Genomic DNA, 26,178 nt, shown 5'->3' on the forward strand with positions numbered 1-26,178 from the left:
TTCGATCCAGATTTTTTAACCCGCGTTAAACCCTTCTGAATGAAGCCAGTCAATAGCGCAACTTTAAACCAAAAAACGATGAAAACGAAAATCCTCTGGCTCACCGCAGCCTTTTCGCTGGTGCTCATCGGCTGTAACAACGACGACGACAACCCAACAACACCCACCGTACCGATTGCAACCAATGACGTGCGCGCCAATTCAGAAATGGACGATATTTCAGACGATGTGCTCTACATCGCCGAATCCGAATCGAACGAAGCCATCTCGGGTCGTGGCGGCGGCAACACGTTCCTGGCCGGATGCGCCACGATCAATACCGAACAAGACGGCGACACCTGGATCAGGACGATTGATTTTGGCGACACCAATTGTACCTTATTCACGGGCAACCAGGTACGCGGAAAAATCATCCTGACGTTTACCACCGATTTCGAAGCGCAAACACGCACCGTATCGTATGCCTTTGATGGTTTTTACCACAACGACCGCAAAGTCGAGGGCAACCGCACCGTCGTCAGACAAATTCTTGGGAACGGCCATCCGCAGGCCACCATCAGCCTCAACCTGACCGTCACCGCGACAGACGGAACCGTTTACAACCGCGTTGGCGAACGTGTTCGTGAATTTACGGCGGGCTACGACACACCATGGAATTTGTTCGACAACGAATTTTCTATCACCGGAAGCTGGGTGACCTCGGTTTCGACCACGGGGCAAACCTATGCGACCACCATCAACACGCCGTTGCACATCAAATGGACGTGCCCGCATATCGTAAGCGGCAGTGTGACCGTGGTGCGCGGCAGCGATGGTGCGACAGCCATTTTGGATTACGGTGATGGAGCATGTGATGACGATGCAGTGCTCACGATCAACGGCATTGCCTACGACATCAATTTGTAATTTACTGTCCTACAAATACAGAACCGTCTTTATAAGGCGGTTTTTTTATGCCGCATTCGAAATATTTTGCGTGCGAATCCGTTTGTTAATTAAAACCAATTAACGAAAAACCTATGCAAAAGAAACTTTTAGGGTGCGCGGTCGCGTGCCTGCTGCTCTCGGGCTGCGGCAAGGACGATGACTTCCCGCTCAACGATTATCCAATCAACATTGATGTATCGGATGGCTACAACATCGATAAAATAGCCGACGACGTGGCCCAAATCGCGATTCTTGAATCTGACGACACAGCCATCAACATCGACTGCGCAACCATTACCGACGAAATTTCGGGAAGCAACCGGATCCGGACCATCGACTTCGGGGCGAGCAACTGCACACTATTTACCGGCAACCAAGTCCGCGGCAAAATCATCCTGACCTTTGAAACAGATTTTGGCGCGTCGACCCGCAACATATCGTTTGCGTTTGAAAACTTTTTCCACAACAACCGGTATGTTTTGGGCAACCGCGACGTTACAAAAACTACATTGGAAAATGGCCATCCGCAGGTTAAGATCAACCTAAACATGATTGTCACGGGGCCGACCGGCACCACCTTTACGCGAATCGGTGAACGCACACGGGAATTTACAGCCGGATTTGACACGCCTGGCAATGTGCTCGATGATTCCTACTTGACTACCGGAAGCTGGTCTACGACGATATCGGTGACCAAAATGACGAGCATTGCACAGATCGAAAGCCCGATAACCGTCACTGCAGATTGCGATTATATTTCGAGTGGCCTGATTTCGTATACGCGCGAAGATGGGGAATATTTGTCGTTCGATTATGGCGACGGCACGTGCGACAACAAGGTGTTGTTCACGCTAAACGGAATCACTTCCGAAGCGATTATCCCTTAAAAACAAAACCGCCTTCAACGAGTCGGTTTTTTTAGGCCTCTTTGTTGGCCAATTGCCCGCAGGCCGCATCGATGTCCTTGCCACGGCTGCGACGGACTTTTACCACAATATCGTTGGCTTCGAGCGCACGGATGTAGGCGTTGATCGATTCCTCGGAGGCTTGCTGAAATTCGCCATCGTCAATCGGATTGTATTCGATCAGGTTGACTTTGCACGGGGCATACTTACAAAATTTAACGAGCGCGTCTATGGCCGCCTTGTTGTCGTTGATGTCCTTCCAAACGACATATTCATAGGTGATTTTGCTCTTGGTCTTGGTGTACCAATACTGCAACGCCTCGCGTAAATCCTTGAGCGGAAAGTTCTCGCTGAACGGCATGATTTGCGCGCGTACCTCATCGATGGCCGAATGTAGCGACACCGCCAGTTTGAATTTGACCTCATCGTCGGCCATTTTCTTGATCATCTTTGGAATTCCCGAGGTCGAAACAGTGATTCTCTTCGGCGACATCCCCAAACCTTCGGGCGAAGTAATTTTATCGATGGCCTTGATCACGTTGTTGTAGTTCATCAGCGGCTCGCCCATACCCATAAAGACGATGTTCGACAGCGGGTGGCCATGGTACAATCGGCTTTCTTTGTCGATCGCGACCACCTGGTCGTAGATTTCGTCCGGGCCCAGGTTGCGCATGCGCTTGAGCCGCGCCGTCGCACAAAAATTGCAATCGAGGCTACAGCCCACCTGACTCGACACGCAGGCCGTGGTTCGCGTTTCGGTTGGAATCAACACCGATTCGACCACCAGACCGTCGTGCAAGCGCACCGCGTTCTTGACCGTACCGTCGGACGAGCGCTGCATTTGGTCGACCTTGATGTGGTTGATGACAAAATGTTTGTCGAGCATCTCGCGCGTAGGCTTGGCCACATTGGTCATGTCGTCGAAACTGTGCACCGCCTTACCCCAAAGCCATTCGTAGACCTGGTTGCCGCGAAATGCCTTGTCGCCGTTGGCCACAAAAAAATCGCGCAATTGGTCCTTGCTCAAGGCGCGGATGTCTCTCTTTTCCAATTCCATGGCGCAAAAGTAGCACTTATTAACGAACCGTCCGATTTTGATTTTATAACTTTGGGAAAAAATTACGATGCATTTCATCTCTGAAGCCCTCGAAAACTACGTCGCCAACCACTCGCAGGACGAACCCGAATTGCTGGCACGGCTCAACCGCGAAACGCACCAAAAGGTGTTGCAACCGCGTATGCTTTCGGGGCATTTACAAGGACGTGTGTTGTCGATGCTCGCCAAGATCATCCGCCCTGAAAACATACTCGAAATCGGGACCTATACCGGTTACGCAACCTTGTGCATGGCCGAAGGACTGGCGCCCGGCGGCACCATCGATACGCTCGACAACAACGAAGAATTGTTCGATTTTCAGCGCAAGTATTTCGACCAGTCGAATTGGGGTGCGCAAATCGTGCAGCATTTGGGCCAGGCGTTGGAAATCCTTCCGGGATTGGACAAAAAATACGATCTGGTTTTTATCGACGCCGACAAGGAAAACTACATCAACTACTTTCACGCCATCGTCCCGATGATGAACCCGGGCGGTATCATTTTGTCGGACAATGTGCTGTGGAGCGGCAAGGTGCTCGATGAGGTCAAGCCCAACGACAAAAGCACCAAGGTGTTGCTCGAATACAATGAACTCTTGAAAAACGATCCGCGTGTCGAGACGGTCCTACTCCCTATCCGCGACGGTCTCACCCTGAGCCGCGTCGTCTAAAAACTCGGGCTCATCGGGAAAAAGTTGGTTTTTTGACCTTTGGTAAATCTGCCACATCAAAAGCGCCATCAAAATCCCCCAAAGGTAACCGCACAAAATGTCGAGCGGGTAATGCAACCCAAGGTAAATACGGCTGTAGGCAAAAATCAGCGGCCACAAAAAGATAAAGCCCATGTGCCGCACATGCGGCCGGAGCACCATGAAAAGAAAAAATGCCGAGGCCATCGAATTGGACGCATGTCCCGAGATGAAGCTATACGACGTGCGCGTAATCACCGCACGGATGTGCCCCACCAAGTCGGGATCGCTGCCCGGCCTGAGCCTTTCGAAATAATTCTTGAACAGATTGGTCGTTTGGTCGGTGAGTGCGATGAGCAGCCCGATCATGAACAAAATCAGCAGTGCGTGTTTCCAGCCGAGGTGTTTGAACACCAGGTAGCCAAAAACCAAAAAAACGGGAATCCAGTTGATTTGTTTGGTGATGAACAGCCACAGCCCGTCAAACGGCGCGCTGCCCAACGAATTGAGGAACACCAAAAGGTCGCGGTCGAGCTCGAGTAATGTGTCGATCATCGGCCCTGGCGTTTGATAGGTCCGGTCATTTCCTCGATGTCCTGGTTGGTTTTGGAAACTTGCTGTGGCAAATCGCCTACAATGTCATCTTGGATTTTATGGAGTTGTTCGGGCGCATTGCCGATCAGGTTTTGCTTGGCTTTGTCGATTTCGGCGTTGATGTTACCCGTGATGTCGGTCATCGATTGCGTAATGCCGTTCTCGTCCATCCCTTTGTGGATTTCGCTCTTGATCTCGTTGGTCGCGTTCTTGAGTTGCGCCATCCCCTTGCCCAAAGCGCGCGCCAGTTCGGGAATCTTATCCGATCCGAACAACATCAACACGATGAACAAGATAAACACCAATTCGCCGCCGCCAATTCCAAACATAACCGTGGTTTTAAGTTATCGCAAAGGTACAAAGATACGAAAGCCCCAAATTCATATTAACAATAATTTGATTACTCGAACTTGGACTTCGTTTCTACTTTAGGCCATTGGTTGTTCGACAAATCGATGTCGGCCGTTTCCTGTTTCGGGTCGAGCGTTATTTTCGAGAGGACCTTTTGTGTGGCAAAAATGCGCGACACCTCGACATCGTTGAACTTCCAGATTTGCGCGGGAAACACGTGGTTTTCCTTGCTGCCGTCTTCGAACGTCAATTCGACCAGGATCGGCATGACCAGACCGCCGGGTTTGTTGAACGTCACTTCGTAAAAATATTTGGGCGATTGCAGCTTGGCCCGCTCTTGCGCCGTAAACTTGGCGTCGAGAAAAGCATCGAGCGTCTTGACGTTCTTGACTTCGAACGGCGCGTCCATGCCTGGCTTGAAATGAGCGCTGTCTTCTTTGACCAAATACACGTTGGGTGCCGGTTTGCTGTTGCGGCGTCGCGGATTCTCGGGCTGCTGGAATCCCTGCGGCGCCTGGTCGCTTACAAAAAACCGCTTGACCTGCTTGATGCCGATGTCGTTGAAATCGGTCGTGTAAAACCAACCACGCCAAAACCAGTCGAGGTCTACGGCCGAGGCATCTTCCATGGTCCTGAAAAAATCCTCGGGTGTCGGATGCTTGAACTTCCAGCGGTTGGCGTAGGTCTTGAACGCATAGTCGAACAGGTCGCGTCCCATGACGGTTTCGCGCAAAATGTTGAGCGCCGTGGCAGGCTTGCCGTAGGCGTTGTTTCCAAACTGGCGGATGCTTTCAGAATTGGTCATGATGGGCTCGAGCGTGCTCGGATCGCCACTCATGTAAGGAACGATGTGTTTGGCCGGACCGCGGCGCGTCGGGAAATTCGGGTCCCAGGCGATTTCGGTCAAATACTCCAAAAACGTGTTGAGACCTTCGTCCATCCAGGTCCACTGACGTTCATCTGAGTTGACAATCATCGGGAAAAAATTGTGTCCTACTTCGTGGATGATCACGCCCATCATGCCGTGTTTGACGCGGTCGGTGTACGAGCCATCGGGTTCGGGACGACCCCAGTTCCAGCAAATCATCGGATACTCCATGCCTTGGTCCTGCGCATGTACCGATACAGCCTTGGGATAAGGATAGTCAAAAGTATGCTTCGAATACACCTTCAAGGTGTGCGCCACGATACGCGTCGAATACTCGCCCCACAACGGATTGCCTTCCTTGGGATACACCGAAACGGCCATCGCGGTTTTGCCGTCGAGCTGCACCGCCATCGCATCGAGTATGAATTTGCGCGACGTCGCGATGCCAAAATCGCGTACGTTCTCGGCCTTGAATTTCCAAGTTTTCTTTTGCGTCGAAAAGTGTTTCTCGGCGGCCTCGGCCTCCTGTTGCGTCACGACCACAACGGGTTTGTCGAACGATTTTTCGGCCTGCGCGTAGCGTTTGAGTTGCGCGCCGGTAAAAACCTCGGCGCGGTTCTGCAACGTCCCGGTCGCTTCCATGACATGATCGGCGGGCACGGTAATGTTGACCTCGAAATTCCCGAACGGCAACGCAAATTCGCCGGAGCCCCAAAACTGCATGTTCTGCCAGCCCTCGACGTCGTTGTACACCGCCATGCGCGGATAAAACTGCGCCAAAATGTACACGTTGTTCCCGTCTTTTTCGAAATGTTCGTAGCCCGAGCGGCCGCTTTCGACCAGGTAATTGTTGATGTTGTACCACCATTTGATCGAGAACGAAATTTTCTCGCCGTGTTGGAGCGGCTTGGCGAGCTCGACGCGCATCATGGTTTGGTTGATGGTATACGGCATCGGCTTTCCATTGGCGTCTTTGATGTAGTCGATGTTGAACCCACCGTCGAATTTTTCCTGCAGATAGGTTCGCGAAAATTCGTTCACGCCCACCGATTCATTGGCTTTTTGGTCCTGGATCAGCGGCGACTGAGAATTTCGCGCCCTGCGGTTCTGGTCGAGTTGCAGCCACAGGTAGTCGAGCTGTTCCTTGGCGTTGTTGTGGTAGGTGATGACCTCGGTGCCGTACAGCTTGGTGTTTTTGTCGTCGAGTTCGATGTCGATCTTGTAATCGGCTTGCTGCTGGTAGTACTCGGGGCCGGGCGCACCCGATGCCGTGCGGTACATGTTGGGCGTGGCCATCACATCGTACATCTGCCGGAATTTATCGTTCCGTTCGCGGTCGTTTTTGGGCTGTTGCGCATGCCCGAGCAACGAGCAAAAAGCCACCAGCGCGGCCAAAGAATGTCTCATAAGATTGGATTGGGCTCTAAAAATACTTTTTTCGGATGGCAAAAAAACACCTCACGGCCATTTTAACACCCCCGATTTTTGATCGCGTGTGAGCAACAGGTTTCGTTTCTTGCCCGAAACACTGGCCTGGATGATGTTTTGTTGGTCGTCGAACAGCTCAAACAGCGCGGTATTATGCACTTCGAGCGATTGCACCTTGGCCACGTCGGTCACGCGAAAATACCCGAGCACCACATTGTCCTGCAATTCGTGACTGACGTATTCGATTGCTCTCGGCTTGCCGTTGACCTTGACCGTCATCCGATCGGAAAGATATTGCTTGAAAAAAACGACGTCTTGCGCCGACGCTTTGGCATCGCCTAAAAATGTACGGGTCTTGTACTGCTTTTCGAGCGCTTCATTGAGGTCGTCGACAAAAATGCGCGAAGTAATTTGCAGCATTTTCTTCTCGGGCGCAAAGTTGATTTGGTAAATCGACACGTAAAAAGGATGCGCGGCAAACGACACCAACAGCACCGACAACCCTATCAGCAGCCACTTTTTCATTTTTGCGTTTCGGTGCTTTTGGCGGCTTCGGCTTCTTCCTGTTTGATCAAATCGACATAATCGACGGCCAGCTTCTTGATGTAAAACATGGTCAGTGTTTTGTTTTTGTCGACCAGTGCGCGCGCAAAATCGGGGTCTTCGACAATGTAATACTGGAACCCGCCGATGTAATCGTTGGGGATCTTGAGCACGTCGGTGTAGTACTTGTCTTCATACAAACCGTCGAGCTTGAGCAGCAATTTCTCGTTCTTTTCGACCAGCACCTGCTTTTTGAGCATACGCGTACGGCCCGAGAGTTTGTTGAACAGCGGATCGAGCAAACCCGTGGTGGCGGTCCGCACCTTGCGTTCGGCCGGCGTGTAGTGCTTGGTGGCCGTCGGGATGCGCAGGCTTTCGGCCGTGATTTCAGATTGCTGGACCTTTACTTCGTCGAGTTCGTTGGCGAGCAGCGTCATTTTGAGCAGGATCAACTCGCCCCTTAGGTCCTCGGCGCGCACGAATTTGCGCTTGGTCTCGAGGTTGAACGACGACAAAATAAGCAAATCGCCAATCTTGACGCCCATCGAAAACTCGCCTTTGGCATTGGTTACCGTTGCTTTTTGCGTACGCGAATTGAGCACGTTGATGTTCTCGACCGATGCCGAATCGACCACGATCTTACCGTAAAAAGTTGGTTCGGCCGTTTGCGAAAACGCCCACTGCGCCACCAGCAGCAGCGCGATAAGGAGGATGTTATTTTTTTTCGTCGACAAGGATTTGTTTGTATTGTACGGCCAATTCGCCCATGATGAACGTGGCCATCGTTTTGTTTCGGTCGTTCAGTGCTTTTACAAAACTAGGGTTTTCTACGATATAAAAGTGAAACCCTTTGACGTGTTCTTCGGGCAGACCCAATTTGTCGGTAAAATAATCGGTTTCGTACCAGTAGTTGATCTTGTCGATCATGCGTTCTTTTTTCTCGACCTCGACGTTTTTTCGCAATTCGGCGCCGCGGCCCGTGAGCGCATTGATCAGCGGATCGAGCTGCAACGAACTGTTGAGCCCGATTTGCGGCTCGTAATCGGTGCCCGCTTTGAGCTTCCGCTCGGCCGGCGTATAGGTCTTCTGGCCTTTGGGGATGATGCCCAGCGACACCGCATTGATGTGGTCGTAGCGCACGATTTGCACCTCATCGAGTTGCTGCATCATGGGCTCCAGCCGAACGACGAACAAACCCTTCTCGAAATCTTGTTCATCAAGCGCCACCTTACGCCCTTTGAACCTGATCGAAGAAAAAACCAAGGTATCGCCCACGGCCGCGGCGATCGAAAAATAGCCGTTCTCTTCGGTCAAGACGCTTTTCTCGGTTTGCGGATTGATGACATAAATCCCACGAAGGTCGTTGGCAAAAGCCGAAACCTTGCCCTTGAGTGTACGTCGGGCCTGTTGCGCGGTGGCAGATTGGGGCGTCATGGATAGGGCTACAAAGGCGATCAGCAATTTGTTCATCGCAAAGCGGTTAGGGTTAGCTTGGTAAAAATATCGGGCGCGCCTGCCAATTGATTGCCAACACATTTGTAAATTAATGTTAATTGAGGTGAACAGACCATTTGTTGCGGTGAATGCCGATTGCGGCAGATTTGCTACCTTTATCGCGGGCCACCAGCCCCAAACTTCAAACCAGATACCATGAAGAAAATGATCATCGCCAGTACATCGACTTTGCACGGCGGCGGATACCTCGATTATCTTTTACCCACACTGACCGAATTTTTTAAAGGCCGCAGGTCGTTGCTTTTTGTCCCGTATGCGCGTCCGGGCGGGATATCGCACGACGAGTACACCCAACGCGTGCGCGACGCTTTTGCCCCGCTCGGGATTTCGGTTACGGGTTTGCATGAATACGAAGATGCGGCGGCGGCCATCGCAAAGGCGGAAGCGATTTTTACGGGCGGCGGCAACACCTTTTTGCTTGTCACGCAGTTGTACAAAAACAACGTGATGAATGCCTTGGCCGATGCGGTCAAGACCGGAACGCCCTATTTGGGCAGTAGCGCGGGCAGCAACGTTACGGGCCTTACGATGCAAACTACGAACGACATGCCCATCATTTATCCGCCGAGTTTCCAGACGTTGGGTTTGATTCCGTTTAACCTGAACCCGCATTATCTTGACCCCGATTTGCAGTCGAAACACATGGGCGAAACGCGCGAGACACGAATTAAAGAATTCCACCAATTCAATACGATTCCGGTGTTGGGGTTGCGCGAAGGCAGCTGGCTCGAAGTTTCGGGCGACAAGATCACGCTCAAAGGCGACTTGCAGGCGCGGTTGTTCCGGCAAGGGAAAGACCCCGAGGAACTGGCGGCGGGAAGCGATTTGTCTGGTTTGCGATAAACGTTCAAAGCGTTGCTCGCGTTAGCGGGTGAAGTGGAAATCCTTTTTTAAAAGGATTCGCCGGAGCGATAGCGCAGGCAAATCTCTTTTAAAAAAGATTGCAACGGAACACGCGGCGGCGGCGAGGAAAATGCGATCAGCTTTTTGCGAGCCGACGAACGCCCTAAAATAGAAAAGCCCGAACTAGGTTCAGGCTCTATGAGCGGAAGACGAGGCTCGAACTCGCGACAACCAGCTTGGAAGGCTGGAGCTCTACCAACTGAGCTACTTCCGCATGTGGGTGCAAATATAAATAACTATTTTGCTTCGATGCAAGTTTTTTTGGAAAAATACCATTTTTTGGACACCTCCATACAGTAAGGGTTTTAGGATGACGACTTTAAACTTGAAAAAACATGATCTGCGAAATTAACGCGTTGGCCACTTATCCGGTTCGGCACCCCGTATTGCGGGCCGGAAAGCCGCTGGAAACCTGTCGTTTCGATGGCGACGACGATGCGAAAACGGTGCATTTTGGCTACTACGAACATGGTCGGTTGCTTGGGGTTGCGTCGTTGTTTGCCGTGCCCAACCACGAATTCGAGTATCCGGCGCAGTTGCAGTTGCGCGGGATGGCCGTGTTGCCCGACGCGCAAAAGAAAGGCATCGGCGAGCAGCTCGTTCGGCATGCCGAAGACTTTGCGCACCAGCGGCATTACAAGCTGATTTGGTTCAATGCGCGCGAGGTGGCCGTCGGGTTTTATCAAAAACTGGGGTATTCGGTTTGGGGCGGACCATTTGCTATTGCCGGGATTGGGACGCATTTCATGATGTTCAAAAAATTGCGCGGCTAGTCGGCCAATGCATCTTGAAAATACCTATCTTGTATAAAAATCGCGTATGCAAAAAAACTACTGGATCCTCTTGCTGGCTTGTTTGGTCTTGGGCTGTAAAAAAGAATTGCCGCCCGAAAAACCGGTGGCTGCGCCGCCTGTAAAGGTATTGCGCGATTCGGCCAGCGTGACGTTTGATTCGGTGGTTGTGACCAAAAAAGACGATGCGACGCTTACGGCGTTTTACCGGCTCTACGGATTCGGGACGGTGTGGCACAAACCGCAATTGCGCCAAAAGCTGATCCAACTGTTGCGCGACGCCGAATTCGAAGGGCTGAACCCACGCGATTACAAAATCAGGAAAATCGAAAAACTAGAGGCCAAGGCCAAGACATTCTCGGATGCCGAAATGGTAGACTACGATTTGGTGCTCACCAAGTCGGCACAAAAATACCTTTGGCATTTGAGCAACGGCAAACTCAACCCGCGTCATATTTACCGCGATTGGGATTTGAAACGGAATCCCGTTGATTTGAACGGATTGCTTTCGGGCGGGATACAGGGCGATTCGCTCGCCGCGGTATTCGAAAGCGTCAAGCCGCACCATGAAATTTACGCAAGTCTCAAAAAAGCGCTGGTCAAAATGGACGATTATGCGAAGGACACGATCAAACCCGTTGTGTTCACCGAAAAAATCGTGCGTGGCGACACGAGCAGCCTGATGCCCTCGATCAAACGCAAGCTGATTGTTTGGAAAGAACTGCCCAAGCAAGACACACTGACCGAAATTTACGACAAAAAAACGGTCGCGGCCATCAAGAACTTCCAGCGCAAGCAAGGCCTTTCGCCCGACGGCGTGATCGGCAAGAGCACGGTCGAGGCGCTCAATTTGTCGATGGCGGAACGCAAACACCAGATCGTGGCCAACCTCGAGCGGTGGCGGTGGTTCCCGCGCGATATGGGCGACCATTACATCATCATCAACATCCCGGGCTACTATTTGCGCGTGATCAAGGACGGCGATACGATCGAGCGCAAACGCATCGTAGTGGGCAAATCGACGCGAAAAACACCCATACTGTCGTCTACGTTCAACAACATAGTGTTCAACCCCACCTGGACCGTGCCGCCGACCATCATCCGCGAAGACCTTGTGCCCGACGCGACCAACAACCGCGGGTATTTTGCCGCGCGCAGCATCACGATCTACAATTCGAAGGGCCAGGTTGTTGATCCGCAAAAGTGGAACCCCAAGAATCCGCGGGCGTACCGCTACGTACAGGCGCCGGGATACTATAATTCGCTGGGCGTGGTCAAATTCAACTTCCCCAACAATTATACGGTGTATTTGCACGACACCAACCACCGCGAGTATTTTGGCAAGCAGTACCGCAGTTTGAGTTCGGGTTGTGTACGGGTCGAGGATCCGTTGCCATTGGCGCAATACATGCTCAACGATTCGATCGAATGGCCGCGCGAAAAGATCGACACGCTGGTCGCGACCAAAAAAACCAAGACCATCGCGCTCAAACAAAAAATAAGGCTACACCAACTGTATTGGACCGCTTGGATGGAACGCAACGGCGAGATCGAGTTCCGTCCGGACATTTACAAATTGGATGAAGACTTGTATCAGAAATTGCAGAAATGACCAAGTGGATGGCCATCTTGATGTTGCCCACACTTTTGATGGGACAAAAAAAGCAGGTATTCGAAGCCAGCGACCTGAACTATTTTTGGACGGCCTATGATTTGATTGTCGCCACAACCGATACCATCGAAAAGCAGGAACTTCTGGAAAACCTATACTTCAATCCCGGCACGCCCGGACTCGACGCACTGCGCGAGGTGCGCCGTTACACCACCAAAGATTACCTTGATGCGATCGCGAACTACCCCAAGTTTTGGGCTTCGTTACGTGCAAAAACACAAACGGTCGAGACGCTTTATCCCGCAATCGAAACCGACATCGAGAAACTTCGGGCGGCCTATCCCGCACTCAAACCCGCAACCATCTATTTTGCCATGGGCGCGTTCAGGACCAATGGAACGGTATACCTAGACCGCGTGCTCATTGGCGCCGAATGCGCATTGGCCGACCGGTTTGTCGTGATCGACGAATTGCCCGAATGGCGGCAACCGTTTTACCGCGAATCGGAGCCGCGCGAAAATCTGGCGCTGTTGTGTACACACGAATACCTACACATCCAACAAAAACCATTGGTCGAAAATTTGTTGTCGATGTGCTTGTACGAAGGCGTGGCCGAATTTATTTCCTGCCTGGTAACGGGCAAAAAATCGACCGTGCCCGCAATTGACTTCGGCAAAGCGCATGAAAAAGAGGTTGTTGATTTGTTTGTCAAAGATTTGTACGTGATGAGCCACAACTACAACTGGATTTGGGGCGAAAACCGAAACGATTTCAAAATACGCGATTTGGGTTACTACATCGGATATGAAATCGCCGAGCGCCATTATGCAAAAGCATCCGACAAAACAAAGGCGATTGCAAACCTGATCGAACTCGATTATTCGGATGAAAAAGCGGTGGCGCGTTTGGTAGATGACACAAAGTTATTTCCGGAAGCGCTTTCGAAACTCAACGCCGACTATGAATCGCGACGCCCGACTGTTGTTTTGGTCGAACCGCTAATGGATGGCAACAAAATAAAGTCGGGAAAAACGCTGCTCAAAATCGTGTTTTCGGAACCGCTCAACGGCACGAACACCGGCGTCGATTTTGGCCCTTTGGGCGAAAGCGCATTTCCCGCATTGGGCGTGCAAAGAAAATGGTCCGACGACCATAAATCGTGGACCATTGAAGCGGATCTTGCGCCGAACCGGCACTATCAGATTTTGATATCGAATAATTTCAGGAAAGCCGATCAGACAAGGCTCAAACCTTATTTGATTGATTTCTGGACTTCAGATTAACCTTCTTTAGGAAACCAACCTGCTCGGCGCCTTGCGCGACGGATGGTAAATGAACAAACACGATTTGTCCTTGATCGCATCGATGATGCCATCGGTGAGTTCGACCGGGATGGCCGGACAACCCTGGCTGCGGCCCAAACGGTTGTGGTTCCTGATGAACGATTCCGATACATAATCGGCGCCGTGCATCACTACGGCACGGTGGCGCGCGTTGTCATTGACGCCTCGTTCCTGTCCGTCCAAACGCAACGATTTGCCGTGTTTGCCGGTGTAGATTTCGCCCGTGATGTAAAACCCGAGGCTGCTTTTGTAGGATTCGGCCTTGTTCGAGAACACCTTGGCGAATTCCTCGCCCGTGTTGCGGCCGTGCGCGACCAATGAGTGGAACAGTATGGTGTTCGTACCCAGGTCGATGACCCAAAGTCTTTTGGTGTTCGACGACAGGCTAAAGTCGACGAGCGTCAATACGTCTTTCTCGATTTTGCCTTTGGCCTTGAGTGCGTAGAATCCTTCGAGTGCCTTGGTAAAACTTTCCATTTTGGGCAATGCCGAAACGGTTGCCGAATGCAATTGTCCGTAAATAGAGGCCGCCTTGGTTTCAAGGGCCGATGCGGTATGGGAAGCGACGAGCGGTGTCTTGCTGTTGGTCTGGTTGGCCGAGAATGACATCAGGAGCAGCGCCATCATCGGTAAAATCTTGTAAATCATTCTTTTAATTTAGGTTAAACAATAGATTGGGGACGGCAAATGTAACAAAAAACGAATAGCGTCAAAATCTTTTACTGTTAAAATAATCGTTAAAACGCAAATTTTACCGATTAACTGCACAATACTCCCGAATTGGGCACCTGGAGAGGGGATAACGACAGCTTTTAAGTTTTATTGTGAAAAGCGTTGTGATTGTCAACATAATAGTTATTTTTGCTTGAGCGAACCCCAAGTTTATGACCAAAATCCGGTGCCTTTTTGTCGTTTTGACGCTGCTCGCGTGCCTTGTTTCGACGGCGCAGCGCAAATCGCTTCAAGCCATTTCAGTCACCGAAAACATTACAGTTGACGGCATCCTCGACGAAGAAATCTGGAAAACGGCCCCCATCGGTTCAGACTTTGTCATGTTTGCACCCGACAACGGGAAGCTCGTCGACGAAACCAAAAAAACCAACGTACAGGTCGTGTACAACGACGATGCGGTATACATTGCCGCGACCATGTACGACAACGAACCCCAAAAGATATTAAAGGAAGTCACGCAACGCGACCTGTTTGGCACGTCGGAACATTTTGGCGTGTTCATCAACGGTTACAACGACGGGCAACAGGATTTTCGCTTTTTTGTGTCGGCGGCCAATGTGCAAATGGATTGCGTGTTCACCGACCAGCAAGGCGAAGATTATACGTGGGACGCGATTTGGGAAAGCAACGTCAAGATCACCGATTTTGGCTGGGTGGCCGAACTCAAAATCCCTTACGCCTGGCTGCGTTTTTCCGAGTATCCCGTACAAACGTGGGGCATCAACTTTTACCGCGAATTCCGTCGCGACCGGCAACAATACACCTGGAATTTCATCGACGCCAAGATCGCCAACGAAAGCATGCAATCGGGCTATCTCGAAGGCATCCAATACATCGAGCCGCCTACGCGTTTGTTTTTTATCCCCTACTCTTCTTTCTATTATGAAGACACGGCCCGCGGCGCCGAGCAGAAGTTCAAGATCGGGATGGACATCAAATACGGGATCAGCGATGCGTTTACCCTCGACGCGATCCTCGTACCCGACTTTGGCCAAACGCGGTTCGACAACGTCATCCTGAACCTGGGGCCGTTCGAACAGCAATTCAACGAAAACCGTCCGTTTTTTACCGAAGGCACCGAACTGTTCAACAAGGGGAATTTGTTGTACACGCGTCGCATCGGCGGTACGCCATCGACCTATCCGGTCACGGGCGACAACGAAACGGTGACCGAATATCCGTCGGCGATCAACCTGATCAATGCGGTCAAGGTTTCGGGACGCACCAAAAAAGGACTCGGCATAGGCGTACTCAATGCCATCACCGAGCGCACGTCGGCGGTGGTGCTCGATACGGTTTCGGGCATCCGACGCAAGGTCGAGGTCGAGCCGATGGCCAATTACAACGTGCTTGTAGTCGATCAGCGCTTCAACCAGAATTCATCGGTATCGCTGGTGAACACCAACGTCACGCGCGGCGGCAGCTACCGCGATGCGAATGTGAGCGCGGCCGTTTTCGATTTGAACACCAAGAAGAACACCTACAACGCCTCGGGCAATTTCAAGTACAGCTACATCAACGAATTGGGGAACAATCCCGATTACGACGGTTTCAGCGCGGCGCTCAGTTTGGGCGAAACCAGCGGCAAATTCCGTTACCGCGTGGCGGGCAGTTATGTATCGAAGGATTACGACAACAACGATCTTGGGATCAACTTTTTGACGAATTACCACACGCTCGAGGCCTATGGTTCTTACCGCATCCTGAACCCGACCAAGCGTTTCAACACCTTTACGTTTTACACCGAATGGTACTCGGAATTCCAGAACACGACGGGCCGTATGCAGCAGGGTACGCTCAACATGTACGTCAATTCGACGAGCCGCAAGAACCACTATTTTGGTTATGGTGTGAACATCCGCCCGTTCAAGACGTATGATTTTTATGAATCGCTTACCGAGGGCCGTTTTGTCGAATTGCCCGAAAACTACCGCGGCTGGGTTTATTTCTCTTCGAATTACAACTACAAATTCGCGCTCGACATCCAGCCAGCGCTTACGCTCACCAGCGAAAAAGACCGGCTCAATTTCGAGTTTTTCATAAGTCCGAGGTACCGCGTGAGCAACCGCGTGATGCTGATTTATTCCTACGATTACCTGTACAACAAAAACAACCGCGGCCGCATCGCTTTTGACGGCGACGACATCATTTTTGCGCGTCGTGACCGCGATACGCACACGCATACGATCGAGTCGAAATTTGCGATCAACAACCGCATGACCGTTAATTTGCTGGCGCGGTACTATTGGTCTTATGCCAAGAATCTGGCGTATGAAGAACTACAGCCCAACGGCAAATTGGCGCCTTCGGACTACAACCAATACCTTAACGTGAACTTCAATTCGTGGAATGTCGATTTGTCGTATTCATGGTGGTTCGCGCCGGGCAGCCAGTTGTCGTTTTTGTACCGTAACAACGCGCTCTCGGACAAGCGCAACCTGGGTTACATCGACAAAAACCTGGGCGACAATTTCACCGATTTGTTTCGCGGCGACCTCAACAATGTATTCTCGGTGAGCATCCGCTACTTCCTCGATTACAACAACGTCAAGGGCTGGTTTTAAAGTTTATTTAACCGCTTGCGATTTCGCGCCACGCGGAATTTGCCTATTTTTGTAAAAATCCAAACCATGAACAAAAAAGTCATCCTCATGATCCTTGACGGATGGGGAAAATCGCCCGATCCGAAAGTCTCGGCCCCAGACAACGCCAACATTCCGTTTATCAAATCGCTTTTCGAAAAATACCCGAGCGCCGAGTTGCGCACCGACGGACTCAATGTTGGGCTTCCCGATGGCCAGATGGGCAATTCGGAGGTAGGCCACATGAATTTGGGCGCGGGCCGTATCATTTACCAGGACTTGGTCAAGATCAACCTGGCCGTCGAGAACAAGACGTTCAACAAGGAAAAGGCGATTGCCGATGCGTTCCATTACGCCAAGGAATACGACAAGGACGTGCATTTGCTCGGGTTGGTATCCGACGGCGGCGTGCACTCGCACATTTCGCATTTAAAGGGCTTGATCGATGCCACGCACGACTATGGTTTGAACAAAGTATACGTCCATGCGTTTACCGACGGACGCGACGTAGATCCCAAGTCGGGTGCCGGCTTCATTGGCGAAATCGTCGATCATGTCAAGGGTACGTCGGCCCAACTGGCTTCGGTTGTCGGAAGATATTATGCGATGGACCGCGACAAACGCTGGGAACGCGTGCAAAAGGCGTATGATTTGCTCGTACATGGCACGGGGCAACATTCGCGCGACGCCGTGGCATCGATCGAAGCCAGCTATGCGAAAAACGTGACCGACGAATTCATCGGCCCGATTGTCATGACCAATTCGCACGACGAGCCGCTGGTGACCATCAAGGAAGGCGATGTGGTTATTTTCTTTAACTTCCGCACCGACCGCGGACGCCAGCTTACCGAAGTCTTGTCGCAAAAAGACCATCCCGACCACCACATGCACAAAATGAATTTGTACTATGTGACGATGACCAACTACGACGACACGTTCAACAACATTTACCGCATTTTCGACAAGGACAACATCACCGAAACGTTGGGCGAAGTGTTGTCGCGCGCGGGCAAGAAGCAAATCCGAATCGCCGAAACCGAAAAATACCCGCACGTGACGTTTTTCTTCTCGGGCGGACGCGAAGAACCGTTCGAGGGCGAAAGCCGTATTTTGCGCAATTCACCAAAGGTCGCCACCTACGATTTACAACCCGAGATGAGCGCCCATGAGCTGGCCGATGCACTCGTGCCTGAACTCGAAAAAGGCGACGTCGATTTTGTATGTCTCAATTTTGCCAACGGCGACATGGTGGGCCACACCGGTGTTTTTGACGCCGCGGTCAAAGCATGCGAAGCCGTCGATGCATGCGCGAAAAAAGTAATTGACGCGGCATTGGCCAACGGTTACACGACCATCGTTATCGCCGACCACGGCAATTGCGAGACGATGATCAACCCCGACGGCAGCCCGCATACGGCGCACACGACCAATCCGGTGCCCATCATCTTGGTCGATCCCGAGATCACAAAAATCAACAGCGGCATTTTAGGCGACATTGCCCCTACCATCCTCGATTTGATGGGCGTGCCGCAACCCGCGTCGATGACGCAACATTCGCTTTTATAAATTTAATAATACGTTTTGAAGTTCAAGTTCTTTTTCCTTTCGCTTTTTTGTATCGCTTTTTCGCACGCGCAAACGCGCACCACCGACAAAAACAACATCGGTTGGTTTGCGGCCACTGGCACGTTCAACCTGTCTGAAAAATGGGGCCTCCACACCGAATACCAATGGCGCCGCGACGACTATGTCGAAAACTGGCAACAGGGCCTTTTGCGCGTGGGCGTCAACTATAAATTTTCGTCCGATGTGTTGTTTCGCGTGGGTTATGCGTGGGCCGAGACGTATCCGTACGGCGAGATTCCGCTCAACAATTTCGGCAAGGATTTTACCGAGCACCGCGTGTATGAGATGGTGCAATTGGGGCACAAGGTCGGCAGCCTGTCGCTCAACCATCGTTTTATGTTCGAGCAGCGTTGGGTGGGCCGGTACACGAATGCGTTGCTGACTTCGGAAGACGATTATGTGTATTTGAACCGATTGCGCTACATGATCCGACTGCAACTGCCGGTCTATAAAAAACTGTATGCCGCCGTGTACGATGAATTGTTCATGGGCTTTGGCGAGAACATCGGCGAGAACATCTTTGACCAGAACCGTTTTGGTGCGCTCATCGGCCATCCCATCGGCAAAAACATCCGTATCGAGGGCGGCTATTTGAACCAAACCGTACAGCTCGGCCGTGAAGTAGGTGGCAAAAATGCTTTCCAGAAAAACAACGGATTCATCATTTCGGGGATTTTCAATTTCGATTTGTACAAATCCGAAGACGCCGCAAAACCTTAAGTTTTTACCGCAAAGCAGGGAAGAAAACGCAAAGCACGAAAAGTTGCGTTTGTAGGCTCGACCTGCTTGGCTGTTGCTTATTTGATTGGCTTTGTGTACTTTGCGAGCACGCTTTTTTCTTTGCGGCAAAAATCAAATAAGATTCCTTATTTTTGCAGTCGAAAATTTGACGACATGATCATTCCAAAAACCAGCGAGGAAATCGAACTCATGCGCGAAAGCGCGTTGCTCGTTTCGAAAACGTTAGGCATGATTGCGGGCGAAATCAAACCCGGGATCACCACTTTGCAATTGGACAAAATGGCCGAACAATTCATACGCGACCACCAGGCCGTCCCTGGATTTCTTGGGTTGTACGGCTGTCCGTCGACGCTGCTTACGAGTGTCAACGAACAGGTCGTACACGGCTTGCCTGCCGATCGCCCGATCGAGGAAGGCGATATCGTGTCGGTAGATTGCGGCGTGCTCAAGAACGAATTCTACGGCGACCACGCCTATACGTTTGCCATTGGCGAGATCGCGCCCGAAACGCAAAAATTGTTGCAGGTGACCAAAGAATCGTTGTACGTCGGCATCCGCGAATTCAGGGCGGGCAACCGCGTAGAAGATGTTGGGAACGCCATCCAAAAATACACCGAGGCGCATGGTTATGGGGTCGTACGCGAACTCGTAGGGCACGGGCTTGGCAAGAAAATGCACGAAGATCCCGAGATGCCCAACTATGGCAAACGCGGCCGCGGCAAAATGTTTGTCGAAGGCATGGTGGTGGCCATCGAGCCGATGATCAACATGGGGACCAAAAACATCAAGCACCTCAAGGATGGCTGGACGATCGTGACCGCCGACCGCAAACCGAGCGCGCATTTCGAACACGACGTGGCGTTGATCAACGGGAAGCCGGAATTGCTTTCGACGTTTGCCTACATCTACAAAGCGCTGGGGATCGAGAGCGATGAGGAACGTGAATTCAGACGCGAACCGTTGGTCGTTTGATGGTCTTGGTGAAAAAGTGCAGTTTTTCTGTAATTGACCTTTAAGGGAAATGCGTATTTTTACCGTAGGGAAGGGGGCATTGGAAGTATACCCCAACAAAATAAATTTGACACGGGGCTACAGAAAATCTGTACATTTTGTTAAAGTTTTAGTTTCTGTTTCCGGATTGGCTCCGGCATCCCCAAACAAGGCCCTTTTTTAATATTTTTATGGCTCCCTATAGCATGTTCTTGTGCCGGCATCTTTCTAAAAAATGAAGAAAATCTTCAAATTCATACTCAACACCATCCCGCGTCCGCTCTTGATACGGCTGAGTTATGTGGCGCGGCCGATTTTGGCATTTTTGCTCAAAGGAAATACTTTCACCGATCCGATCGACGGCCAAAGTTTCAGACAGTTTTTGCCTTACGGATACGGCACACAACGCAACAACGTTTTGTCGCCCAGCACCTTGTCGCTCGAACGCCATAGGTTGTTGTGGCTGTATTTGAAGAACGAAACCGACTTTTTTACGGCGCCCAAAAAAGTGTTGCATTTTGCACCCGAACAGGCTTTTTACAAACGCTTCCGCAACCAAAAGAACCTGGATTATACCACGACCGATTTGTTCTCGCCGCTGGCCGACGTCAAGGCCGACATCTGCAATTTGCCGTTCGAGGACAACCAATACGATTTGATTTTGTGCAACCACGTGCTCGAGCACATCCCCGACGATACCAAGGCCATGCAGGAGCTGTACCGCGTACTCAAACCGGGCGGCATGGGCATCTTCCAGATTCCGCAAGACTTGAAGCGCGAAACCACATTCGAAGACGATTCGATCACCGATCCCAAACAACGTGCCGCCATTTTTGGCCAGTACGACCACGTTCGGGTGTATGGTCGCGATTATTTCGACAAGTTGCGCAGCATCGGTTTTAGGGTAATCGAAGAAGATTACACGCAAAAATTGACACCGGATTTGGTCGAAAAATACTGCTTGGCCAAGGGCGAAATCATCCCTGTTTGTTTCAAATAGCCGTCAATTAACACTTTGACGTACCGCCGTGCAATATCGTTTGTGCATTATTTGTTATATTTACCATCCTGAACGCACAATTATGACCAAACAAATTCTTGCCGGATTGCTGTTTTTGCTGGCAATCCCGATGGCTTCGGCCCAAATCGAAAAGGAAATCATTCCACCTTACAACATCAAGACCGTGAGTTTTACGCAGAACGGCATCAACATTGTCCCGCTCATCAAACTGGGCGATGCGTTTCGGTTTTCGTTCGACGATTTGTTTGGCAACGAGGCCAACTATTATTACGTGATCCAGCATTGCGACTACGATTGGAAACCGTCGCAATTGGTCAAGCAGGAATATTTGCAAGGGTTCGACGAGCAGCGCATCCAGGACTATCAAAACTCGTTCAACGCACTGCAACTCTATTCGCATTACAGGGTCGATTTCCCGAACCAACGCACCCGTTTGCTCGTGAGCGGCAATTACATGCTCAAGATATTGAACGAAGACCGCGATGTGGTTTTCTCGAGAAAGTTTATCCTTTACGAAGACCTGGTGAGCGTACCGCTGCAAATCAAACGCGCGCGCAACGTGGCCGATGTCAACTACAAACACAACCTTGATTTTTCGATCAAATCGCAAAATATTTTGTTCCAAAGCCCGCTCAAGAACGTCAAGGTGTTGCTGTTGCAGAACGGCAACCTCAACACGGCCATCACCAACGTTCCGCCCATGTATACCATCGGGAACGACTTGATTTACAAATACGATGTCGAGACGCAATTTTGGGGCGGTAACGAATTCATGTATTTTGAAAACAAAGACATCCGCGGGGCCAACAATTTTATCGCCAAGGTTGAATCGGGCGGCGGTTTGTACAACAATTACCTGTACACCAACAACGCACGCGGCGCGAACCCGTACACGTTTTACCCCGATTACAACGGCAATTTCATCATCCAGAACATCAATGCCGAGAACAACGATATCGAAGCCGATTATGCCTGGATTTTCTTTTCGCTTTCGGCACCTGCCTATTTTGGGAAAGGCGACATCTACATCAATGGCATGTTCAACAACTATGCGCTTTCGACCGAAAACAAGATGGATTACAACCGCGAAAAAGGGGTTTACGAAAAGGCAATCATGGTCAAACAAGGATTTACAAACTACCAATATGTAATTGCCGACAAGGCGGGCAAGATCGACAACGCCAATGCCGTAGACGGCAATTTTTACCAAACCGTCAGCGATTATTTCGTTTTGGTGTACTACCGCGAAAACAACCAACGTTATGACCGTGTCATCGGTCGTGGTGTGGCAACCTCGGAGGATATCATTAATTAACAAATTTTAAATCTAAAATTCACGTTGTCAAAGGTTATTTTTGTAAATTTGACATCATTTTGAGCAATCTACGCATGGTTTCACAAATCACAAGAGGTATAAAAATTTCGGTCTTGACGACTTTTGAAGGCACGTACTTCAAGAATCACAAGCTGCATTTTGCCTTTAGTTATGAAATCACGATCGAGAACCACAGCAAGGATTCGGTGCAACTTACTTCGCGCCACTGGGAAATCCTCGATTCGCTCAACGACCTCGAAACCGTAGACGGCGAAGGGGTCATCGGTAAAAAACCGGTGCTCAAACCCGGCGAATCGCACACGTACAATTCGGGCTGTTTGCTTGCGTCGCCGTTTGGGGCAATGCGCGGTTGGTTCAACATGGTCAACTTCACATCGACGCGAAACTTCAAGGTAATTGTCCCAAGTTTCAGGCTCAGCGCGCCATTTGCGTTAAACTAACTTTTATTTTTTCAAGTCTTGCATGGAGCCGTTTGGTTACTTCCATCGACATTGCTTTTGGGAAGACGGAACAGATTGAACCGATGCCGGGACGCTATGTTATCAAATTCGTAAAATCAGCGTCAAACCAATTCCATTTCTTATCTTTGCATCACTAAATTTTGACAATTCTTAAAAATATATCGTATGCTCAAAGGATTTTTTCACGTACCCAAAGCCGTCAACGAACCGGTAAAGACCTATGCCCCCAACAGCCCCGAAAAAAAGGCCGTTAAGGACGCCTACACCAAGATGTGGAACGAAACGATCGAGGTTCCGCTTTACATCGGCAGCGAAGAAATCCGTACAGGAAACACCAAAAACATGACCGCGCCGCACGACCACCAGCATGTGGTTGGAAAATACCATTTGGCCGAAAAACAACATGTCGAAAAAGCAATCGCCAATGCGCTCGAAGCCAAACACGCATGGGCCGACATGGCATGGGAACAACGCGCAGCGATTTTCTTGAAAGCCGCTGAACTCATTGCCGGACCTTACCGTGCCCGTATCAACGCGGCCACGATGATTGCACAATCGAAAACTATTTTTCAGGCCGAAATCGACGCGGCTTGCGAACTCATCGACTTTTTGCGTTTCAACGTCGAATACATGACCCAGATTTACAACGACCAGCCGAATTCGCCTTCGGACATGTGGAACCGTTTGGAATACCGTCCGCTCGAAGGATTTGTGTATGCGGTGACGCCGTTCAACTTTACGGCCATTGCGGCGAATTTGCCGGCGAGTGCGGCGATGATGGGCAATGTGGTGTTGTGGAAACCGAGCGACAGCCAGGTATTTTCGGCCAAAATCATTATCGATGTGTTCAAGGAAGCGGGCGTTCCCGACGGCGTGATCAACGTCGTATTCGGCGACGCGGCGATGATTTCTGACGTCGTGTTCAACCACGCCGATTTTGCGGGCATCCACTTTACAGGATCGACGCATGTGTTCAAGGACATTTGGGGCCACATCGGACAAAACATCCACAAATACAAGACGTATCCAAGAATTGTCGGCGAGACTGGCGGCAAGGATTTCGTATTGGCGCATCCGAGCGCGAATGTGAAACAAGTCGCGACGGGCATCGTGCGCGGCGCGTTTGAATTCCAGGGACAAAAATGTTCGGCGGCTTCACGCGGATACATCCCACAGAGTTTGTGGCCAGCGGTGAAAGACCAATTGATTGCCGACGTCAAATCGTTCAAAATGGGATCGCCTGAAGATTTTACGAACTTCATCACCGCGGTCATCCACGAAGGATCGTTCGACAAATTGGCGTCGTACATCGACCAGGCGAAAAAAGATGCCGATGCCGAAATCATCGTCGGCGGCAATTACGACAAATCGAAAGGCTGGTTCATCGAGCCGACGATCATCGTGACGACGAACCCGAAATACAAAACGATGGAAACCGAATTGTTCGGCCCCGTCATGACGATTTATGTGTATGAAGATGCCAAATGGGCCGATACGTTAAAACTCGTCGACCAAACATCGGAATACGCCTTGACCGGCGCTGTGTTCAGCCAAGACCGTTACGCGATCGAAGAAGCGACCGTCGCTTTGAAAAACGCCGCCGGAAACTTCTACATCAACGACAAACCAACCGGCGCCGTCGTGGGCCAACAGCCGTTTGGCGGGGCACGTGCCTCAGGAACAAACGACAAGGCAGGATCGGCATTGAACCTGTTGCGCTGGGTGTCGCCACGTACGATCAAGGAAACGTTTGTGACGCCTACGGACTATCGTTATCCGTTTTTGGCCGAAAAATAATTGAAAATCAAACCATTCAAAGCCCGATTCTTTCGGGCTTTTTTTGTTACTTTGGGTAACCTTAAAACTCGCTTATGAAATCAAAATTACTTTTAATTGCACTTTCTATCACTTCGTTTGCGTTTGCGCAAAGCCCAGTGCAAAGCTACTACGGGACCAATGGTGTTTCTTTCACCATTGTAGGAAACACCATCAACCACGCTGCTGCGGGCGCGAACGCCACTTGGAATTTTACCGGACTCACCAGTATCGGCGAATCGATAGATACAGACGCGCTTCCGAACGGATCCGAACTCGCCTCTTTTCCTGGCACTACGCAAAAAGTCGTCACAACCAGCACCTATGACAACAACACGACCGACACTTTCACCATTTTCTCGAAATTGGTGGGTGGCGTGTTATCGTTCACGGCCATTGACAATGGCGATGTGGTTTTGAACTACAATACCAACAATGCCGCAATCGGGTCATTCCCGCTTTCGTACGGTTACTCGAACACAGACAACGTTTCGGGAAATTACGACAATGGCAGCTACGCAGGGACATTTAGCGGAAGCATCACCACTTCGGTCGATGCATGGGGTACTTTGACGGTATCAGGCGCCGGGTTTACGCCCTTTAGCGGAGCGGTGACACGACTCAAGACCACGCAAACACTGAGTTTGAATTATGGGGCTTTCCCCAACGTGGGCACGGTAACCGAAACGACCTATTGTTACTACCCTACAACCGGATTCGCTCCTGGCATTCCTGCCTTTAGGACATCGATCATGACGATATCGGTTCCTTTGCTGTCGCTCAACGATAACATTACACAAAATGAAGCATTTTTGAGCGCGCCCTTGGCAACAAACCAATTCGTCGGCGCGCAGGACGTGTTACTCGCGCCCAATCCGGTAACCGACATACTCAACATCCAAAGCCAAGACGCCATCCGATTGGTTAGTTTGACCGATGTGACCGGAAAAATAGTTCTGACCGCTTCTGGTTCCAGCATCGATGTCGCGCATTTGCAAAAAGGCGTTTACTTTGCCAACATTCAAACCGATTCGGGTTCGACGGTGAAGAAATTCATCAAAAAATAAATTGATTTACCGCAAAGCGCTCCGAGTTTTCGCAAAGTTTAGAAAGTTTTTCTTCTTGCCTTTGCGGAAAACTCTGCGCTCTTTGCGTTTAAAATTACTTCGCTACGTATTTGAGCGGTAAGTGCACGACTTTTTTGGTTTCGAAGAATTCGTCGTCAAAAAAAGTGAAGAAATTCATCAAAAAATAAACTGATTTACCGCAAAGCGCACCAAGTTTCCGCAAAGTTCAGAGAGCGATTCTTC

General features: G+C 50.6%; 24 protein-coding genes and 1 tRNA gene. 16 read left to right on the forward strand and 9 right to left on the reverse strand.

Features of this window, described 5'->3' with window-relative positions:
- Nucleotides 1-78 precede the first annotated feature (78 nt).
- Both BLP55_RS10195 and BLP55_RS10200 read left to right on the forward strand, forming a co-directional pair.
- Complete coding sequence (locus tag BLP55_RS10195) at nucleotides 79-906, forward strand: hypothetical protein (RefSeq protein WP_139149646.1); 828 nt, start codon at nucleotides 79-81, stop codon at nucleotides 904-906.
- 113 nt (nucleotides 907-1,019) lie between these two features.
- Entirely contained in the window at nucleotides 1,020-1,814 is a 795-nt protein-coding gene (locus BLP55_RS10200) for a hypothetical protein (RefSeq protein WP_091143157.1), read from the forward strand.
- Between the two features lie 31 nt (nucleotides 1,815-1,845).
- Here the strand turns inward: BLP55_RS10200 and rlmN are convergent, their stop codons facing one another.
- Nucleotides 1,846-2,889, reverse strand: a complete 1,044-nt coding sequence (gene rlmN / locus BLP55_RS10205) for a dual-specificity RNA methyltransferase RlmN (protein ID WP_091143160.1) — start codon at nucleotides 2,887-2,889, stop codon at nucleotides 1,846-1,848.
- A 67-nt stretch (nucleotides 2,890-2,956) separates the two neighbouring features.
- Between rlmN and BLP55_RS10210 the strand changes: the two genes are divergently transcribed.
- Nucleotides 2,957-3,598: an O-methyltransferase gene (locus BLP55_RS10210; protein ID WP_091143164.1), complete on the forward strand. Its 642-nt coding sequence runs from the start codon at nucleotides 2,957-2,959 to the stop codon at nucleotides 3,596-3,598.
- Here the strand turns inward: BLP55_RS10210 and BLP55_RS10215 are convergent.
- From BLP55_RS10215 to BLP55_RS10240, 6 genes are all read right to left on the reverse strand, one after another.
- Entirely contained in the window at nucleotides 3,554-4,171 is a 618-nt protein-coding gene (locus BLP55_RS10215) for a phosphatase PAP2 family protein (RefSeq protein ID WP_091143167.1), read from the reverse strand. The two genes, BLP55_RS10210 and BLP55_RS10215, sit on opposite strands and share 45 nt — an antisense overlap.
- Nucleotides 4,168-4,539 (reverse strand): Sec-independent protein translocase subunit TatA/TatB, encoded by a 372-nt coding sequence (locus tag BLP55_RS10220; RefSeq protein WP_091143170.1) that lies wholly within the window; start codon nucleotides 4,537-4,539, stop codon nucleotides 4,168-4,170. The genes BLP55_RS10215 and BLP55_RS10220 overlap by 4 nt, the downstream gene beginning before the upstream one ends.
- Before the next feature lie 71 nt (nucleotides 4,540-4,610).
- Nucleotides 4,611-6,836 (reverse strand): M1 family metallopeptidase, encoded by a 2,226-nt coding sequence (locus BLP55_RS10225; RefSeq protein WP_091143174.1) that lies wholly within the window; start codon nucleotides 6,834-6,836, stop codon nucleotides 4,611-4,613.
- Nucleotides 6,837-6,887: 51 nt separating this feature from the next.
- The gene (locus BLP55_RS10230) at nucleotides 6,888-7,382 is read right to left on the reverse strand and encodes a DUF6702 family protein (RefSeq protein ID WP_091143178.1); all 495 of its coding nucleotides are present in this window, start codon (nucleotides 7,380-7,382) and stop codon (nucleotides 6,888-6,890) included.
- Nucleotides 7,379-8,134, reverse strand: a complete 756-nt coding sequence (locus BLP55_RS10235; protein WP_091143182.1) for a hypothetical protein — start codon at nucleotides 8,132-8,134, stop codon at nucleotides 7,379-7,381. The genes BLP55_RS10230 and BLP55_RS10235 overlap by 4 nt, the downstream gene beginning before the upstream one ends.
- Nucleotides 8,115-8,870: a hypothetical protein gene (locus BLP55_RS10240; protein WP_091143186.1), complete on the reverse strand. Its 756-nt coding sequence runs from the start codon at nucleotides 8,868-8,870 to the stop codon at nucleotides 8,115-8,117. The genes BLP55_RS10235 and BLP55_RS10240 overlap by 20 nt, the downstream gene beginning before the upstream one ends.
- Before the next feature lie 180 nt (nucleotides 8,871-9,050).
- Here BLP55_RS10240 and pepE point away from each other — a divergent pair, with 180 nt between their 5' ends.
- Entirely contained in the window at nucleotides 9,051-9,758 is a 708-nt protein-coding gene (gene pepE / locus BLP55_RS10245; protein WP_091143189.1) for a dipeptidase PepE, read from the forward strand.
- 201 nt (nucleotides 9,759-9,959) lie between these two features.
- Here pepE and BLP55_RS10250 read toward each other — a convergent pair.
- Nucleotides 9,960-10,032 (reverse strand) — tRNA-Gly (locus BLP55_RS10250).
- 121 nt (nucleotides 10,033-10,153) lie between these two features.
- Between BLP55_RS10250 and BLP55_RS10255 the strand changes: the two genes are divergently transcribed.
- From BLP55_RS10255 to BLP55_RS10265, 3 genes are read left to right on the forward strand one after another with little or no spacing between them, the layout of a single operon-like run.
- Complete coding sequence (locus BLP55_RS10255; protein WP_091143192.1) at nucleotides 10,154-10,591, forward strand: GNAT family N-acetyltransferase; 438 nt, start codon at nucleotides 10,154-10,156, stop codon at nucleotides 10,589-10,591.
- Between the two features lie 46 nt (nucleotides 10,592-10,637).
- Entirely contained in the window at nucleotides 10,638-12,221 is a 1,584-nt protein-coding gene (locus tag BLP55_RS10260) for a L,D-transpeptidase family protein (RefSeq protein ID WP_091143196.1), read from the forward strand.
- Nucleotides 12,218-13,504, forward strand: a complete 1,287-nt coding sequence (locus BLP55_RS10265) for a DUF2268 domain-containing putative Zn-dependent protease (protein ID WP_091143199.1) — start codon at nucleotides 12,218-12,220, stop codon at nucleotides 13,502-13,504. The genes BLP55_RS10260 and BLP55_RS10265 overlap by 4 nt, the downstream gene beginning before the upstream one ends.
- A 6-nt stretch (nucleotides 13,505-13,510) precedes the next feature.
- Here BLP55_RS10265 and BLP55_RS10270 read toward each other — a convergent pair whose 3' ends face one another.
- On the reverse strand, nucleotides 13,511-14,212 hold the full coding sequence (locus BLP55_RS10270; RefSeq protein WP_091143202.1) for a murein L,D-transpeptidase catalytic domain family protein: 702 nt from the start codon (nucleotides 14,210-14,212) through the stop codon (nucleotides 13,511-13,513).
- Nucleotides 14,213-14,448: 236 nt separating this feature from the next.
- Between BLP55_RS10270 and BLP55_RS10275 the strand changes: the two genes are divergently transcribed.
- The 9 genes from BLP55_RS10275 (at nucleotide 14,449) to BLP55_RS10315 (ending at nucleotide 25,935) form a co-directional block, all read left to right on the forward strand.
- Entirely contained in the window at nucleotides 14,449-16,860 is a 2,412-nt protein-coding gene (locus BLP55_RS10275; protein ID WP_091143205.1) for a DUF5916 domain-containing protein, read from the forward strand.
- Between the two features lie 66 nt (nucleotides 16,861-16,926).
- Nucleotides 16,927-18,444 (forward strand): 2,3-bisphosphoglycerate-independent phosphoglycerate mutase, encoded by a 1,518-nt coding sequence (gene gpmI / locus BLP55_RS10280; RefSeq protein ID WP_091143208.1) that lies wholly within the window; start codon nucleotides 16,927-16,929, stop codon nucleotides 18,442-18,444.
- A 15-nt stretch (nucleotides 18,445-18,459) separates the two neighbouring features.
- Complete coding sequence (locus tag BLP55_RS10285) at nucleotides 18,460-19,224, forward strand: DUF2490 domain-containing protein (protein ID WP_091143212.1); 765 nt, start codon at nucleotides 18,460-18,462, stop codon at nucleotides 19,222-19,224.
- A 174-nt stretch (nucleotides 19,225-19,398) separates the two neighbouring features.
- On the forward strand, nucleotides 19,399-20,217 hold the full coding sequence (gene map, locus BLP55_RS10290) for a type I methionyl aminopeptidase (protein WP_091143518.1): 819 nt from the start codon (nucleotides 19,399-19,401) through the stop codon (nucleotides 20,215-20,217).
- Between the two features lie 253 nt (nucleotides 20,218-20,470).
- Nucleotides 20,471-21,235 (forward strand): class I SAM-dependent methyltransferase, encoded by a 765-nt coding sequence (locus tag BLP55_RS10295; protein WP_091143215.1) that lies wholly within the window; start codon nucleotides 20,471-20,473, stop codon nucleotides 21,233-21,235.
- An 82-nt stretch (nucleotides 21,236-21,317) separates the two neighbouring features.
- Nucleotides 21,318-22,571 (forward strand): type IX secretion system plug protein, encoded by a 1,254-nt coding sequence (locus BLP55_RS10300; RefSeq protein WP_091143218.1) that lies wholly within the window; start codon nucleotides 21,318-21,320, stop codon nucleotides 22,569-22,571.
- A 74-nt stretch (nucleotides 22,572-22,645) separates the two neighbouring features.
- The gene (gene apaG / locus BLP55_RS10305; protein ID WP_091143222.1) at nucleotides 22,646-23,032 is read left to right on the forward strand and encodes a Co2+/Mg2+ efflux protein ApaG; all 387 of its coding nucleotides are present in this window, start codon (nucleotides 22,646-22,648) and stop codon (nucleotides 23,030-23,032) included.
- 186 nt (nucleotides 23,033-23,218) lie between these two features.
- A complete protein-coding gene (gene pruA, locus BLP55_RS10310; RefSeq protein ID WP_091143225.1) occupies nucleotides 23,219-24,850 on the forward strand; it encodes an L-glutamate gamma-semialdehyde dehydrogenase in 1,632 nt (543 codons plus the stop codon).
- Nucleotides 24,851-24,924: 74 nt separating this feature from the next.
- Nucleotides 24,925-25,935 (forward strand): T9SS type A sorting domain-containing protein, encoded by a 1,011-nt coding sequence (locus BLP55_RS10315; protein WP_091143228.1) that lies wholly within the window; start codon nucleotides 24,925-24,927, stop codon nucleotides 25,933-25,935.
- Nucleotides 25,936-26,178 lie beyond the last annotated feature (243 nt).

Source organism: Flavobacterium caeni, assembly GCF_900101895.1.
GTDB classification, from domain to species: domain Bacteria; phylum Bacteroidota; class Bacteroidia; order Flavobacteriales; family Flavobacteriaceae; genus Flavobacterium; species Flavobacterium caeni.